General features: G+C 61.8%; 16 protein-coding genes. 10 read left to right on the forward strand and 6 right to left on the reverse strand.

Annotation, left to right across the window (positions count from 1 at the left end):
* Nucleotides 1-74: 74 nt before the first annotated feature.
* Entirely contained in the window at nt 75-956 is an 882-nt protein-coding gene (locus tag RlegSU303_RS20695) for a 3-hydroxybutyryl-CoA dehydrogenase (protein WP_017966357.1), read from the forward strand.
* Nucleotides 957-997: 41 nt separating this feature from the next.
* On the opposite strand, the gene tlpA is transcribed toward RlegSU303_RS20695, so the two are convergent.
* Nucleotides 998-1,660: a thiol:disulfide interchange protein TlpA gene (gene tlpA / locus RlegSU303_RS20700; protein ID WP_017962289.1), complete on the reverse strand. Its 663-nt coding sequence runs from the start codon at nt 1,658-1,660 to the stop codon at nt 998-1,000.
* Between the two features lie 39 nt (nt 1,661-1,699).
* On the opposite strand from tlpA, the gene argH reads away from it, so the two are divergent.
* From argH to RlegSU303_RS20720, 4 genes are all read left to right on the forward strand, one after another.
* Entirely contained in the window at nt 1,700-3,103 is a 1,404-nt protein-coding gene (gene argH, locus RlegSU303_RS20705; RefSeq protein WP_131619911.1) for an argininosuccinate lyase, read from the forward strand.
* Nucleotides 3,104-3,255: 152 nt separating this feature from the next.
* Nucleotides 3,256-3,450 carry an LPS translocon maturation chaperone LptM gene (gene lptM, locus RlegSU303_RS20710; protein ID WP_003543301.1) on the forward strand — a complete coding sequence of 65 codons (195 nt, stop codon included), beginning with the start codon at nt 3,256-3,258 and terminating at the stop codon, nt 3,448-3,450.
* Between the two features lie 11 nt (nt 3,451-3,461).
* The gene (gene lysA / locus RlegSU303_RS20715) at nt 3,462-4,730 is read left to right on the forward strand and encodes a diaminopimelate decarboxylase (protein WP_131619912.1); all 1,269 of its coding nucleotides are present in this window, start codon (nt 3,462-3,464) and stop codon (nt 4,728-4,730) included.
* A 165-nt stretch (nt 4,731-4,895) separates the two neighbouring features.
* Nucleotides 4,896-7,547 carry a TIGR02302 family protein gene (locus tag RlegSU303_RS20720; RefSeq protein ID WP_131644456.1) on the forward strand — a complete coding sequence of 884 codons (2,652 nt, stop codon included), beginning with the start codon at nt 4,896-4,898 and terminating at the stop codon, nt 7,545-7,547.
* Nucleotides 7,548-7,692: 145 nt separating this feature from the next.
* On the opposite strand, the gene RlegSU303_RS20725 is transcribed toward RlegSU303_RS20720, so the two are convergent.
* The 3 genes from RlegSU303_RS20725 to RlegSU303_RS20735 form a co-directional block, all read right to left on the reverse strand.
* On the reverse strand, nt 7,693-8,052 hold the full coding sequence (locus RlegSU303_RS20725; protein WP_003543311.1) for a response regulator: 360 nt from the start codon (nt 8,050-8,052) through the stop codon (nt 7,693-7,695).
* A 218-nt stretch (nt 8,053-8,270) separates the two neighbouring features.
* Entirely contained in the window at nt 8,271-8,813 is a 543-nt protein-coding gene (gene hpt, locus RlegSU303_RS20730; protein WP_003567049.1) for a hypoxanthine phosphoribosyltransferase, read from the reverse strand.
* Nucleotides 8,814-8,940: 127 nt separating this feature from the next.
* Nucleotides 8,941-9,588, reverse strand: a complete 648-nt coding sequence (locus tag RlegSU303_RS20735; RefSeq protein ID WP_168279173.1) for a hypothetical protein — start codon at nt 9,586-9,588, stop codon at nt 8,941-8,943.
* A 206-nt stretch (nt 9,589-9,794) separates the two neighbouring features.
* Here RlegSU303_RS20735 and ftsE point away from each other — a divergent pair, with 206 nt between their 5' ends.
* The 4 genes from ftsE (at nt 9,795) to RlegSU303_RS20755 (ending at nt 13,129) form a co-directional block, all read left to right on the forward strand.
* Nucleotides 9,795-10,454 carry a cell division ATP-binding protein FtsE gene (ftsE, locus tag RlegSU303_RS20740; protein WP_003543317.1) on the forward strand — a complete coding sequence of 220 codons (660 nt, stop codon included), beginning with the start codon at nt 9,795-9,797 and terminating at the stop codon, nt 10,452-10,454.
* A complete protein-coding gene (locus RlegSU303_RS20745) occupies nt 10,447-11,460 on the forward strand; it encodes a cell division protein FtsX (RefSeq protein ID WP_017962297.1) in 1,014 nt (337 codons plus the stop codon). Before ftsE ends, RlegSU303_RS20745 begins: the two co-directional genes overlap by 8 nt.
* A 73-nt stretch (nt 11,461-11,533) precedes the next feature.
* Nucleotides 11,534-12,244, forward strand: a complete 711-nt coding sequence (locus tag RlegSU303_RS20750; protein ID WP_017962298.1) for a YdcF family protein — start codon at nt 11,534-11,536, stop codon at nt 12,242-12,244.
* Between the two features lie 87 nt (nt 12,245-12,331).
* Nucleotides 12,332-13,129, forward strand: a complete 798-nt coding sequence (locus RlegSU303_RS20755; RefSeq protein WP_026158907.1) for a lysophospholipid acyltransferase family protein — start codon at nt 12,332-12,334, stop codon at nt 13,127-13,129.
* 2 nt (nt 13,130-13,131) lie between these two features.
* Here the strand turns inward: RlegSU303_RS20755 and RlegSU303_RS20760 are convergent, their stop codons facing one another.
* A complete protein-coding gene (locus tag RlegSU303_RS20760) occupies nt 13,132-13,662 on the reverse strand; it encodes a gamma-glutamylcyclotransferase (RefSeq protein ID WP_026158908.1) in 531 nt (176 codons plus the stop codon).
* A gap of 50 nt (nt 13,663-13,712) precedes the next feature.
* On the opposite strand from RlegSU303_RS20760, the gene RlegSU303_RS20765 reads away from it, so the two are divergent.
* Complete coding sequence (locus tag RlegSU303_RS20765; protein ID WP_017962301.1) at nt 13,713-14,729, forward strand: DUF2125 domain-containing protein; 1,017 nt, start codon at nt 13,713-13,715, stop codon at nt 14,727-14,729.
* Between the two features lie 93 nt (nt 14,730-14,822).
* Here RlegSU303_RS20765 and RlegSU303_RS20770 read toward each other — a convergent pair whose 3' ends face one another.
* On the reverse strand, nt 14,823-15,242 hold the full coding sequence (locus RlegSU303_RS20770) for a GNAT family N-acetyltransferase (RefSeq protein WP_017962302.1): 420 nt from the start codon (nt 15,240-15,242) through the stop codon (nt 14,823-14,825).
* Between the last annotated feature and the right edge of the window lie 7 nt (nt 15,243-15,249).

A 15,249-nucleotide genomic window follows, 5' to 3' on the forward strand; every position in this document is an offset into this window, starting at 1 on the left:
GGGCGATCCTTCGTCCGGCAGCATTGCTAGAAAAATGCGGCGGCGCGGGGGCGAATGCCGTGCGGGGTTTGGAGATGAATGCGGTGTTGAAGAATATTGGTATTATCGGTGCCGGCCAGATGGGCTGCGGCATCGCGCATGTTTCGGCCGCCGCAGGTTACAGGGTTCACATCTACGATCTCTCGCAGGACCGCATCGAATCCGGCCTTGCCACCATCAACGGCAACCTGGCCCGACTGGTGACGAACGGCAAGATGACCGAAGAGGAACGCAAGTCGACCTTGTCGCTCATATCAGGCTCGTCCGATGTCAATGACCTCGCCCCTTCCGATCTCGTGATCGAGGCCGCGACCGAGGATGAAACGGTCAAGCGCAAGATCTATACCCAGGTCTGTCCGGTCCTGAAGCCGGAAGCGCTGCTTGCCACCAACACGTCTTCCCTTTCCATCACCCGGCTTGCTGCCGCCACCGACCGCCCCGAACGCTTCATGGGCATACATTTCATGAACCCGGTGCCGGTGATGAAGCTGGTCGAACTGGTGCGCGGCATCGCGACCGACGAGAAGACCTTTTCGGCCGCCAAGGAATTCGTCGGCACGCTGGAAAAGACCATCACCGTCGCCGAGGATTTCCCGGCCTTCATCGTCAACCGCATCCTGCTGCCGATGATCAACGAAGCGATCTACACGCTCTATGAAGGCGTCGGCACGGTCGACGCCATCGATACGGCGATGAAGCTCGGCGCCAATCATCCGATGGGACCGCTGCAGCTTGCCGATTTCATCGGCCTCGACACCTGCCTCTCGATCATGCAAGTGCTGCATGACGGCCTGGCGGACTCGAAATACCGCCCCTGCCCGCTGCTGGTAAAATATGTTGAGGCCGGCTGGCTCGGACGCAAGTCCGGCCGCGGCTTCTATGACTATCGCGGGGAAGTGCCGGTGCCGACGCGGTAAACGTTTGCTGCTCGAGCCCCGTCTTCAACACGCTCGCGGCACTACGACCCGATCGCACCCTTGATCAGCGCCTTGGCATCCTCGCTATCCCAGGCAGCCGGCCCGTTCATCGCTGAAATCAGGCATCCCTTTTCATCGATCAGCAGCGTCACCGGCAGCCCGAAAGCGAGTCCTTCCTTCTTCAGGCTGTTGAACACCGAAATCGTATTGTCGCGATAGAGCTGCAGCGCATCGACACCGGTGTCCGCGAGGAAGGTCTTCGGCTTCTCATCGTCGCCGGTATCAATATTGACCGGCACGACCTGGAACCGGTCGCTGCCCATCTCCTTCTCTAGCGCGTTCAGCGCCGGCATCTCCTCGCGGCAGGGGACGCACCATGTCGCCCAGAGATTGAGAAGCACGGTCTTGCCGGCGAAATGATCGAGCGTCAGCGGCTTGCCGTCGGGTCCGTTGAAAGAAATGGCGGTCAGCTTGCGCGGCTCATTGGCGGCGACCATGGCGGCCACCTGTCCCCTCATCAGCGGCGTAATGCCGGCGATGCGGTCTTTGGCGAGCTTGCATTCGGCCGACGCCGTTTCATCGCCGCCATTGCCAATCCCCGTCTCCTTCACGTATACCGCTGCCGCACCGGCAACGACACCCGCAACGGCGGCCATCGCGATCCATTTCAGGGATGGCAGCCCGAGGGGTTTTCTTGTCGTCATTTCATTCTCCAGGACATGCATTTTAAGGCGGGCACCTTCATGGCCGACGACACCACGGACACCAAATCCTCCAACCAGATGTGGGGCGGCCGCTTCGCCTCCGGCCCGGACGCGATCATGGAGGAGATAAATGCCTCAATCGGTTTCGACAAGAAGCTATTCGCGCAGGATATTCGCGGTTCCATCGCCCATGCGACAATGCTTGCCCACCAGGGGATTATTTCCGCCGAAGATAAGGACAAGATCGTTCACGGGCTAAACACGATCCTGTCAGAAATCGAAAGTGGCAATTTCGAATTCTCGCGTCAGCTCGAAGACATCCATATGAATGTCGAAGCACGCCTGGCGACGCTGATCGGACCGGCGGCCGGCCGCCTGCACACCGCCCGCTCGCGCAATGATCAGGTGGCGCTCGACTTCCGTCTCTGGGTGAAGGAAGAGCTGCAGAAAACCGAGCAGATGCTGACCGGCCTGATCGCGGCTTTCCTCGACCGCGCCGAAGAACATGCCGAAAGCGTCATGCCGGGCTTCACCCATCTGCAGACCGCCCAGCCCGTTACCTTCGGCCATCACTGCATGGCCTATGTCGAAATGTTCGGCCGCGATCGCGCGCGGGTGCGCCACGCCATCGAGCATCTGGATGAAAGCCCGATCGGTGCCGCCGCACTTGCCGGCACCGGCTATCCGATCGACCGCCACATGACGGCCAAGGCGCTCGGTTTCCGCGAGCCGACCCGCAACTCCATCGATACGGTCTCCGACCGCGATTTCGCCATCGAATTCCTGTCGATCGCAGCGATTGCGGGCATGCACCTGTCGCGTCTGGCAGAAGAGATCGTCATCTGGTCGACCCCGCAATTCGGTTTCGTGCGCCTCTCCGACGCCTTCTCGACCGGCTCGTCGATCATGCCGCAGAAGAAGAACCCGGATGCCGCCGAACTGGTGCGCGCCAAGACCGGCCGCATCAATGGTTCGCTGGTGGCGCTGCTGACGATCATGAAGGGCTTGCCGCTCGCCTATTCCAAGGACATGCAGGAAGACAAGGAACAGGTCTTCGACGCCGCCGAGAGCCTGGAACTGGCAATTGCCGCCATGACCGGTATGGTGCGCGACATGACCGTCAACACGGCGCGCATGAAGGCGGCGGCCGGCTCCGGCTATTCGACGGCGACCGATCTTGCCGACTGGCTGGTGCGCGAAGCGGGCCTCCCCTTCCGCGACGCCCATCACGTCACCGGCCGCGCCGTAGCACTCGCCGAAAGCAAGGGCTGCGACCTTGCCGAACTGCCGCTCTCCGATCTGCAGGCGATCCATGCCGACATCACCGACAAGGTCTACGACGTGCTGACCGTCGAGGCCTCGGTCGCCAGCCGCAAGAGCTTCGGCGGCACCGCGCCGTCCGAAGTGCGGAGGCAAATCGCCTTCTGGCGCGCCCGCAACTAAGAGATACAAGGCGTGGCGAAAGGCCGCCGCGCCCTTCCCGCGGCACGCAAGACCGCCAACAATCAGGGTGCACAAGGCGGATAAACTTCGCTATGAGGATATCCATCATTCGATATGAATGATGCCATTACATGCCGCAGAAGAGGATTTCCATGCAGAAGAGCTTGCCGCACCTCGTCCGCCTGACGGCGGTTCTCGCAGTCATCGGCCTTGCAGTTGCCGGATGCGGGCGCAAGGGCGACCTCGATCCGCCGAGCGCTGCGGCAACCAAGGAAGGCGACGTGTCCAAGCCGACGAAACAGCCGGGAACCGTCGACAAGCCCTTCCTTCTCGATCCCCTTCTTTAAGGCATAAACCCGTGAACCATTTCGAGTACCGCGACGGCGTCCTTCATGCGGAGAACGTCCCCGTTCCCGAGATCGCCAAGGCGGTCGGCACCCCTTTTTACGTCTATTCCACCGCGACGCTGGAGCGCCATTACCGCGTCTTTTCGGAAGCCTTCGCCGACATGGACTCCATGGTCTGCTATGCGATGAAGGCGAATTCGAACCAGGCGGTGCTGAAGACGCTGGGCCGCCTCGGCGCCGGTATTGACGTCGTTTCGGAAGGCGAGCTGCGCCGCGCGCTTGCCGCCGGCATTCCGCCAGACCGCATCATGTTCTCAGGTGTCGGCAAGACGCCGTCCGAGATGGATTTCGCCCTTGACGCCGGCATTTACTGCTTCAACGTCGAATCCGAGCCTGAACTCGAGATCCTCAACCAGCGCGCCGTCAGCGCGGGCAAGAAAGCGCCGGTTTCCTTCCGCATCAACCCTGATGTCGATGCGAAGACGCATTCCAAGATCTCGACCGGCAAGAAGGAAAACAAGTTCGGCATCTCCTGGGAGCGCGCCCGCGCCATCTACACCCATGCCGCCAAGCTGCCCGGCATCGAGGTCACCGGCATCGACATGCATATCGGCAGCCAGATCACCGAGCTGCAGCCCTTCGACGACGCCTTCAAACTGCTGCACGACCTTGTCGCGACGCTGCGCGCCGATGGCCACACCATCCATCACGTCGATATCGGCGGCGGCCTCGGCATCCCCTATAAGGACGACAACAATCCGCCGCCGTTGCCGGATGCCTATGCGGCAATCGTCAAGAACCAGCTGCGCGGCCTGGACTGCAAGATCATCACCGAGCCCGGCCGCCTGATCGTCGGCAATGCCGGCATCCTCGTGACCGAGGTCCTTTATGTGAAGGATGGCGGCGAAAAGACCTTCGTCATCGTCGACGGCGCGATGAACGATCTCATCCGCCCGACGCTTTACGAGGCCTATCACGAGATCCGTCCGGTAACGATTTCGGCGGCCAACGCGCCGCGCATCCGCGCCGATGTCGTCGGCCCCGTCTGCGAGACAGGCGATTATCTGGCACTTGACCGCGAGATGGCGATGCCGAAGCCCGGCGACCTCATGGCAGTCAGCACTGCAGGCGCCTACGGCGCGGTCCAGGCCGGCACTTATAACAGCCGCCTGCTGGTGCCCGAAGTTATGGTCAGAGGCAGCGATTTTCATACGATTCGCCCACGCAGAACCTATGCCGAACTGATCAGCCTTGACTCCGTTCCGGCCTGGCTCGACTGAACAAGCCATCACTTTTTGGCGAATTAACGTGAAAAGCCGGTAATACCGGTCGCTCGCCCTCGCCTTCGCCACAAAGAGTGTTATCCTTTCGTTCATGAGCGTATTGCCCTGCAATCGCCGGAAGCGCCCTCTGTTCCAGAACGCCAGATCGCGGAGACCGGACCGATGACAAGCCCCTCTCGGCAGAAGAAAGGTGCATTTGCGTTCCGTCCCTCGCTTGCCCGGCTGGTGACGACGAAACGCCTGCTGGCGCGCATCGTGCTCTTTTTCGAGCAGCTGCTGCCGCCTTTGATGCCGGTACTGTCCGTCATCGCCTTTTATCTCTGCGCTTCCTGGTTCGGCCTCTTCCGCAGCGTGCCGGACTGGCTGCGCATCCTGCTGCTGATTGCCTTTGCCGCCGCTTTTCTGGTTTCGCTCCTCCCCTTCCGCACCCTGCGCTGGCCGAGGGTCGCAGAAGCCGACCGCATGCTGGAAGAGCGCAACGGCCTGCCGCACCAGCCGGTCACCGTCCAGGAAGACGAGCCGGCCTTCGATACCCCCTTCGGCCGGGCGCTCTGGCGCGAGCACCAGACGCGCATGGCCGAAAAGATCGCAGCGCTCGATGCCGGACTGCCGCGGCCTGATATCGCCGCGCATGACCGTTTCGCGCTGCGCGCCGTCCCGGCGCTGCTGCTTGTCACTGCCTTCGGTTATTCGCTGTCGATCAACGGCGGCTCGATCCGCGACGCGTTGCAGGCAGCACCCGAGCAGGTGGTCAGCGATCCGGCGGTACGCATCGACGCCTGGGTGACGCCGCCTTCCTATACCGGCCGCGCCCCGATTTACCTGACGGCTGACGGCAGCGAGCAGGCGCCGATCGGCATTCCACAGTTTTCAGGCCTCACTGTGCGCGTCAGCGGCGGAAAGACGGCGGAAAAAGTCGTGTTCCGCAAGGCGAACGGCGAGGCGCAGGATATCGCCGTGCAGGCGGATACCAAGCCGCAGCAGGCGACGGCATCAGGCAGCGGGCAGCCGACGGCGGCACCCGCCAGCCAGACTCTCGTCGCGCAGACGCATATGATGAAGCTCCAGGAGAACGGTGCACTCGAGGTCAATGGCCGCCGCTGGAGCTTCGACGTGCTGCCCGACAAGGCGCCGGAGATTGCCTTTAACGGCCTGCCGAAACCCAGCGTCAACGGGGCGCTTGAAATCGGTTTCACCGTCAAGGACGATTACGGCGTCCAGGAGGCGCATGCGGAGATCGTTCCCGTCGAAACAGACCCGACGGCAACGCCGCTCTATCCGCTGCCGGAGTACCGGCTGGATGTCCCCCGCCGCAACGCCCGCGACGCCAAGGGCGTGACCAGCCGGAACCTGACCGAACATCCGCTTGCCGGCAAGCGCGTGCGCATCACCCTCGTCGCCAAGGATGCCGCCGGCCAGACCGGCCGCAGCCCGCCGCATGAAATGGTGTTGCCGTCGCGGCCCTTCAACGAGCCGCTTGCCGCGGCCGTCGCCGAGGAGCGGCAGGTTTTTGCGCTCGATACCCGCAAGATGCCGCAGGCGATCGCCCTGAACGAGGCACTGACCATCCGACCCGAAGAGACGATCCCCAAGCTCACCAACTATCTGCTGCTCGAATCCGCCTTGACGCGCATGAAGCTCGCAAAGGGCGAGGATGCGCTGAAGGATACGGCCCAATATCTCTGGGAGATTGCACTCGGCATGGAGGACGGCGATCTATCGCTCGCCGAGCGGAAGCTGCGCGAAGCCCAGCAGAAGCTTGCCGACGCGCTGGACCGCAACGCTCCCGACGCGGAGATCAAGAAGCTGATGGACGAGCTGCGCAAGGCGATGCAGGACTATATGACCGAGCTTGCAGAGCGCATGCAGAACGCGCCGATGCAGCCGAACCAGAACGCGCAGAATGTCCTGCGCCAGCAGGATCTGGAACGGATGATGGATCAGATCGAGAATCTCGCCCGCTCTGGCAATCGTGACGCGGCCCAGCAGATGCTGTCGGAATTGCAGCGGATGATGAACAACCTGCAGGCGGGCCGGCCGCAGCGCGGTCAGCAGGGCCAGGAAAACAGCGAAGCCCGTAAACAGATCGACAAGCTCGGCGAGATCCTGCGCGACCAGCAGAAGCTGATGGAACAGACCTTCCGGTTAGACCAGCAGCTCAGGGACCGCATGCAGCGCGGCGAGAATGACATGGGCGAAAACGATCCGCTGCTCGACGATATGAATCCCGGAGAGAACGGCGAGCCACAGGACCAGCAGCAGGGCCAGCAAGGCAAGGAAGGCCAGCAGCCCTCCGACCAGATGACGGCCGAGCAGCTGCGCGAGGCGCTGAAACAGCTGCGCGCCCAGCAGGATGCGCTCGGCAAGCAGCTCGGCGAATTGCAGAAGAGCCTCGGCGAGATGGGCATGAAGCCCGGCCCGGGCTTCGGCCAGGCGCAACGCGAAATGGAAGGTGCCGGCCGTGAACTCGGCCAAGGACGTGGCCAACCGGCTGTCGAGGGCCAGGGCCGCGCGCTCGAAGCGCTTCGCCAAGGCGCCCGCGACATGATGAACCAGATGATGCAGGCGCAGCAGGGCCAGCAAGGTCAAGGTCCGAACGGCCAGGTTGGCCAGGGCGACCAGAACGGCCGCGACCCGCTCGGTCGGCCGCGCCGGACCCAAGGACCTGAGTTCGGCGATAACGTGAAGGTGCCTGACGAAATCGACGTTCAGCGGGCGCGAGAAATCCTTGACGCGATCCGCGAAAAACTCGGCAACAATCCACCGCAGGAAATGGAACGGCGCTATCTCGAGCGGCTGCTGGACATCCAGTAGGTCCTACGCCACCGCACAATGGATCGCAGTCACTCTAACAGAATGATTTTAGGCCGGAGCGGCCTAAAATCTAAATCCGGATCTCAATCGAGGAAGGTGGGCACCATCTCGTCCGACGACCACTCACACCTTTCGGCATCATGCTTTAGGCGACGAGCGCCCGGGCGACCGCCTTGCGGATATCGGGAAGCGCGAAGGGTTTGGCAACGACATCTATGATCTTTTCGGCAAGATCGTCGGCCCGTTCGCGCTGTTCGGCATAGCCGGTCATCAGCAGGATCTTCAGACCCGGAAAAGCGTCCTTTGCCTGATGGGCGAGCTCAATGCCGTCCATCACGGGCATGCGGATATCTGAAAGCAGCAGATCGTAGACCCCGTCCTTGAGCTTCTCCAGCCCCTCGGCCCCATCGGCCGCCTCGTCGGTCTCGTGGCCATCAAGCCGCAGGGCCCGGGCTACGAAGGACCGCAGGGAGTCCTCGTCTTCCGTAATCAGAATTCTTGCCATATGTGCATCGCTCCGTATCAGCCCCGCGACGGAAATCACCAGACTTTCCTTTTCGATCGGTAAAGATGAGGAAGCGATGGACGAGATGGTTAACAACCCGTCTCGAAGGCATTACAGCGCCGCGCGTCTTTAAGACGCGCAAAGGACGCTGTAACACTTTTAATTGCTGCATAATTTTATCCTTAAATCGATTCCGATTTAAGGAATTATGCAGTAGCTCAGGCGTCCCCGGTCACCACGCCGACGAAGGGCAGTTCGCGAAAGGCATAGGCGACATCCATGCCGTAGCCGACGACAAAATAGTCGGGGCATTCGAAGCCGACATAATCAGCCTCCAGCTTTTCCTTGCGCTTGACGCGCTTGTCGAGCAGCACAGCGATCGTGACGTTGCGCGCGCCACGTTCGAAGAGCAATTCCTTGGCAAAGAGCAGCGTCCGGCCGGATTCGAGGATATCATCGATCAGCAGGACGTCGCGGCCATGCACGTCGCTGTCGATATCCTTGACGATGCGTACGCCCTGCGAAACCGTGCCGATGCCGTAACTCGACAGCGTGATGAACTCGACCTCCGGGGCAAGCCCGCTATCATGCAGGGCGCGAATCAGGTCGGCGGCGAAGATGAAGGAACCCTTCAGCACGGCGATGACGAGCAGGTCCTTGGTCGGACCATTGGCGATCTCCCGCGCCATCGAATGATTGCGCTCGGCGATCTGCTCGGCAGTGAAGAGCGGCTCGATGTTTTTTCCGCGCACGACAGGCATAAGGGCTTGCTCCATGAAAAGAAGGGTAAGCCGTTAGCACATATGCGAGCCTGAAACAGCCTCGCCGGCTATGAAATTAACGCGATTGGCGCAACCTGCGACGCGAAAATCGGCAATCCATGTCCTGTTACGTCTGTGGCAGGAAGGAAAGCCGAACTTCCGGCATTTTTCCGCCGGCATGCTGGACGCGAGCCGAGAAGCCACGGCTCTGGCCGCCATAGATCACATCGGCGGGCGGGTTGATGACGATGCTTGCGGTCAGCCGCTCGTCGGTCACGAGATCGGCACGGATCGGATGCACCGTCTGCGTCGTGCCGCTCTCGTTTTCGATGATGCCGTTGATGACGAGCACGCGCATGCCGTTCGCATCACGCGGCGTCACCATTACATGGGTGAAATGCAGCGACGCTCCGGAACTGGCTCGCTCGCCGGAAAGGCCGGAGAAACCACCCGCAAGTCCGAAGACGAGCACGACCAGCGCCAGCACCAGCGCTGCGAAGCTCCGCATCGACGCACGCTGCAGCCAGGATTCCACCCTCCGCAGAACGGAAGCAGCCATCGCAGGCATGAGCGGCGGCTGCGTAGCGGCCATGCGCTTGCGGTTGTCGTTATAGGTCCTTGCATTGAATTCCCTGGGCCGAACTTTGCCGAGGGTGACGAATTCGGCGTCGGAGATATCGGCAGGACGCGCCGAGCGGTACCGACGGTTGGCGGGTTCCGGCGGCAGGAAATCATAGGCCTGGCCCGGTGTCCGGCTGAAGGAGGATGCTTCCATGGTGGCTGCCTCGCAGATGTCCACATGGTTTCGCTGCCAGAGGAAATCTTGGCATTGAAACGAATCCTGCTCAGTCGTAAATTTTATTGGTTAATGCTTCGCAAAGATCGCCATCAAACGGGCGTCTTTCCAGCAAAATTTACCGGCTGTTAACGGTGTTGGTTAACAAGTCGTGCGGTGAAACCCACAACAGACTGAGCTGCCCGTTGATCCACTTCGAGAATGTCGGTTTGCGCTATGGCATGGGCCCGGAAATCCTCCGGGACCTGACCTTCGACATTCCGAAGAAATCCTTTCAGTTCCTGACGGGTCCATCCGGCGCCGGCAAGACGTCGCTGCTGCGGATGCTTTTCATGTCGTTGCAGCCGACGCGCGGCCTGATCCGCATGTTCGGGCGCGACATTTCCGAAATCCCCCGCCCCGAACTGCCGCTGCTGCGCCGCCGCGTCGGCATCGTCTTCCAGGATTTCCGCCTCCTCGACCATCTCACGACCTATGAGAATGTCGCTTTGCCCTTACGGGTGCGTGGCAAGGATGAGAGCTCCTACAAGACCGACGTCCTGGAACTTTTGAAATGGGTCGGTCTCGGCGAACGCATCAACGTGCTGCCGCCGGTACTCTCCGGCGGCGAGAAGCAGCGCGCCGCAATCGCCCGGGCGTTGATGGATCGGCCGGAAGTGCTGCTGGCCGACGAACCCACAGGCAATGTCGACCCGCCGATGGCCAAGCGCCTGCTCAACCTTTTCCTCGAGCTGAACCGCCTCGGCACGGCAGTCGTGATCGCCACGCATGACCTGGCGCTGATGGAGCAGGTGGAAGCCCGCCGCATGATCCTCTCAGAGGGGCATCTCGATATTTATGACTGAGCCCCCGTCCAGAAACCCCGAGAAGGCGTCTGCCAAGACCCAGCAGAAGCGGCCGGAATTGCGCGTGCGTCCGACCGCGCCGATCCTGCCGCCTTCCAACATCCAGGGCAGCGCCTTGATGGTGGTGATATCGATCATGGCCTTTCTCGCCTGCCTGACGCTCGGCGGCGTCAGCATGGTGCGCTCGACGGCGGCCAGCTGGGAGAGCCAGATCTCGCGCGAGATCACCATTCAGATCAAGCCGGACGACAATCTCGACATGGAAAAGGCGCTGGCCCAGGCGCGCGACTTGGCGCTGACTTTCGTCGGCACCAAGAGCGGCCAGATCGTCGACGAGGCGGCAACCGCTCGCCTGCTCGAACCGTGGCTCGGCCCGGGTCTCGATCTCAAGGATCTGCCCGTTCCCCGTCTCGTCATCATCACCATCGACGAGAGCAATCCACCGGATTTCGGTTCGATGCGGGCGCTGCTGAAGGACAGTATCCCGCAGGCCACCCTCGACGATCACCGCACCTGGGTCGACCGGTTGGTGTCCATGGCGCACACGACTGTGATGATCGGCACCGGCATCCTGCTTTTGGTTTTCACAGCGATGGTGCTCACCGTCGTCTTCGCCACGCGCGGCGCGTTGTCGGGTAACCGTCACGTTGTCGAAGTGCTGCATTTCGTCGGCGCCGAAAGCTCCTTCGTCGCCACCGAATTCCAGAAGCATTTCCTGAAGATCAGCCTCAAGGGCTCGGCGATCGGCAGCGCGCTTGCCGCCCTCTTCTTCGCCACCGCCGGTTTCTGGCAAAGCCGCACCCTCGCCACCCCCGAAACGGACCAGGCGACCGCGCTCTTTGGCACCTTCTCCGTCGGCGTGCTCGGTTATGCCGGCATCTTCGCAACGATGATCGTCATCGCGCTGCTCACCACCTTCACCGCCCGGCTCACCGTCATGCGGACGATCTACGAAATCGATACTCTACGCTCGGACCCGACACGCACCGACGGCATCGGAAGTTGATCGTGACCGTGCCGTTTTGCCATGAAAGCGTCTGTTCCGCGCCGCAATCAGCGTATAATCACGATTCATGACGATGGGACACACGACACCCAACCCGATTCATCAGGACCCGGAGCTTGATCGCCCGGCAGCTTTGCTGCCGCGGCGCGGGCCGATCCGCCGCCTGCTGCGCTGGGGCGGCTTTGCCTTCTTGCTGGCAATCGCCTTGGTATTCGGGGGTTTTTTGCGTTTCGCCGATTCCGTGACGACGCTGAAGCCCCCGGCCGAACCGAAGGCGGATGCCATCGTGGTGCTGACGGGTGGTTACCAGCGCATCGACCAGGCCGTGGAGCTGCTGCAGAAGGGTGCCGGCAAGCGCTTGCTCATTTCCGGCGCCCACCCGACGACGACGCCGGCACAGATCCGCAAGATGACGCAGGGTTCGGCCGATCTCTTCTCCTGCTGTGTCGATATCGGTTACGATGCGATCGACACGATCGGCAATGCCGAGGAAGCTTCGAACTGGATCCACGCCAAGGGATACCGCAGCGTTCTGATCGTCACCAACAACTACCACATGCCGCGAAGCCTCGCCGAGCTCTCCTATGTCGATCCCGACATCGAGTTCATCGCTTATCCCGTGGTCAACTCGGATTTGAAGAGCCGCAACTGGTTCACCGACCCGAATGCGATGCGCGTCATGCTGGCCGAATATGTGAAAGTGCTGCTGACCGGCGCCCGCAACATCACCGGCTTCGGCCGCCACACCGGGCTGCGCTCGGCAGGCGTATCCGCCTCAGACTGAGCTTTTACATCAGGGCAGCATCAAACGCTTTTTATGACGGGCAATATCGTGTAGGCCGGTCGCGTGAGCATGCCTCGGGAAAGTTTCATGATCGCCCTGCGTTCCGTTCTCTTCAACACGATCTTCTACGCCAACCTCATCATCCGGATGATCGTGCTCTCGCCCTACTATTTCGTGGTGCCGCGCAAGATCGCCTATGGGATCCCTAAGAACTGGGCGCGCTCCAACCACTGGCTGATGCGGGTGATCGTCGGCACCACCTTCGAGATCGAGGGCCTGGAAAACCTGCCTGATGGCAGTTACATCCTGGCGCCGAAGCATCAGTCCTTCTGGGATACCTACGCACTGCTGCCCTGGCTGAAGGATCCGGTCTACATCCTGAAGCGCGAGCTGATGTGGATTCCGCTCTTCGGCTGGTATGCGAAGAAACAGCGAATGATCCCGGTCAATCGTGGCGCCCGCGGCAAGGTGATGGTGGAAGTGCTGAAACGCACGAAGGAAGAGCTGTCGACCGGCCGCCAGCTCATCATCTATCCCGAGGGCACTCGCCGCCCGCCGGGCGCTGAGCCGCTCTATAAATACGGCATCGCCCGCATGTACCGCGATCTTAACATTCCCGTCGTGCCGGTCGCCATGCATCCCGGCCTCTTCTGGCCGCGGCGGAGCATTCGTCGTTATCCCGGCCATTTCAAGGTGAGGATCCTGCCGCCGATCGCGCCCGGAATGGATCCGGACGCCTTTTTTGCCCATCTGATCGAGGTATCAGAGCGGGCAAGCGACGAGCTTCTGCTCGAAACCGTCGCGCAAAATCCGCATCTGCCGCTCCCGCCGACGGCGGTCGACAGACTGGTCGAGCTGCGCAAGCTGAACGCGGCAACTGGCTGAGATCAGGCGGCGCGGAGCCGCTCCACTTCGTTGACGACCTGCTCCAGCCAATGGTCGCGAATGCCCATCTGCTTCAGATGCGTCAGCGTGTTGAAGACATAGGCGTCATTCGGACCAGACTGGCCTTTTGCTTCGTTCACCACGCGTGCCGCCGCAAGCGCATCGAGTGCGCCGGCATATTGCTCATGCTCGCGGTCGATGATGTAGGCGACTGCTTCCACCCGGCGCCGGCCGGCTAGCTGCAGCCGCACCCGGCGCTCCAGGTAGACATTGGTCACCAGCTCGCGGGCGCGGAGATAATCGATCACCTCATCCCATTTTTCCGGCGAAATGCGGAAAGCCATGCCACGGCAGGCACCACCCCTGTCGAGGCCGAGAACCAGGCCCGGATTGTCGCGTGTGCCACGATGGACAAAGGAGCGGACGCAGAGCGAACGCCTGTAGCCATAGACCAGGGCCTCTGCCCGCTCCATGAACTCGAAGCCCGGATTCCACATCAGCGAACCGTAGCCAAATACCCAAAATTCGTCCATATCGCACGCCAGACCGGAATCACATTTGCGATTCACCATTGGAGAACATCATGGCAGCGTCAAGCCGATCCGGCAGCAGCCAATCCGGCAGCGGCAAGAAATTCTGGTTGCTGGGTGGAGGTGTCCTCCTGGCGATCGCACTTTATACCGGCGGCTGGTTCTATGCGGCGTCGGCGTTGAAGACCACGGTGCTGAAGGCGATCGCGCCGCGCGACCAGGCAGGCGTCAGCGGTGAATGCTCCGATATCGAATTCCGCGGCTATCCCTTCCGCATCGGCCTGTTCTGCTCCAAGATCGACGTCGACGACAATGTCAACGGCGTCTCCGCCACCTTCGGCGCGCTGCGCTCGGCAGCACAGGTCTATGCACCCGGCGATATCGTCTGGGAACTCGATTCACCGGCCGAAATCCGCACCAGCAACGGCCTTTCGATCTCGGCCCAATGGACGAACCTGCAGGCGAGCCTTGCGACCAGGCTGCAGGGCGTCGACCGCAGCTCAACCGTCATCGAGGGTCTGAAGGCGATGGCCGTCTCCTCCTACAGCGGCCAGACCATGAGCTTCGATGCCGCTCGCACTGAAATCCATCTGCGCCAGAACGGCGCCGATCTCGACGGAGCGATCTCCGTGCAGGACGCCAATACGGCGATCAAGGACTGGCCGCAGATCTTCCCGAAATTGTCTGCCAGCATCGACCTGACCGTCGCCGGCAAGGCCGGCCTGATCGACGGCAGTGACCGGAACGGCCTCAATGGTGCCACCGGCGACCTGCGCCGCATCGTCGCCGACATCGGCGACGGCAAGGTGATGACGCTCACCGGCCCCTTCTCCTTCGACGAGCAGGGCTTCCTCTCGGGAAAATTCAAGCTGGAGATCGAACAGCTCGGCCCCTGGGGGGACAGTCTGAAACAGGCCTTTCCGGATATCGCCTCGACCGTCAACACGGCAACGAAGCTCTTGAAAGCGCTTGCCGGCGGCGGCGACAAAGTCTCTGTCGATCTCGTCGTCGATCGTGGCAATGCCACCGTCAGCGGTTTCATCCCGCTCGGCCGGATTCCGCCGATCTGATGCATCTCCCCCCAAAACTGTCTAGCGGCTTTGGGATACGGGATGCAAAAAGGCTGAAGCGCGTCGCGTGATTCCGGCTCGACGCGAGCCGCTTCAGGCGATTCGCTTGATGAAGAAGACTTCCGGCACCGATTGCAGACCAGGCAACTCGATCGCACCCGTTTCGGAAAATCCGTTGCGGCGATGCCAGTCCTGAGGCCGGCTTTCGTCGCATTCGCTCGACGTCATCAGCATGCGGGCGCCGTCGTCGCGCATGGCTTTCTCCCAGGCGAGAAACAGCGCCGTGCCGACGCCCGACCGGCGGTGGCCGGGCAGGACGCGGATCATTTCCATATAGGGAACCCTGCCCCAGAAGCGGGAGAAGCGCAGGAAGCCGACGATCTCATCGGCCTCCCTTGCAACCAGATATTCGCCGAGCGCGACGCAGCGCGATACCCACGCCGCACCGGCGCTGGCATCCTCGCGTACCAGCCAGTCGATATCGGCCTGGCCAGCGCTTGCCACCTCCACCATCGCGGGC

Source organism: Rhizobium sp. SU303 (assembly GCF_021052345.1).
GTDB lineage: Bacteria > Pseudomonadota > Alphaproteobacteria > Rhizobiales > Rhizobiaceae > Rhizobium > Rhizobium laguerreae.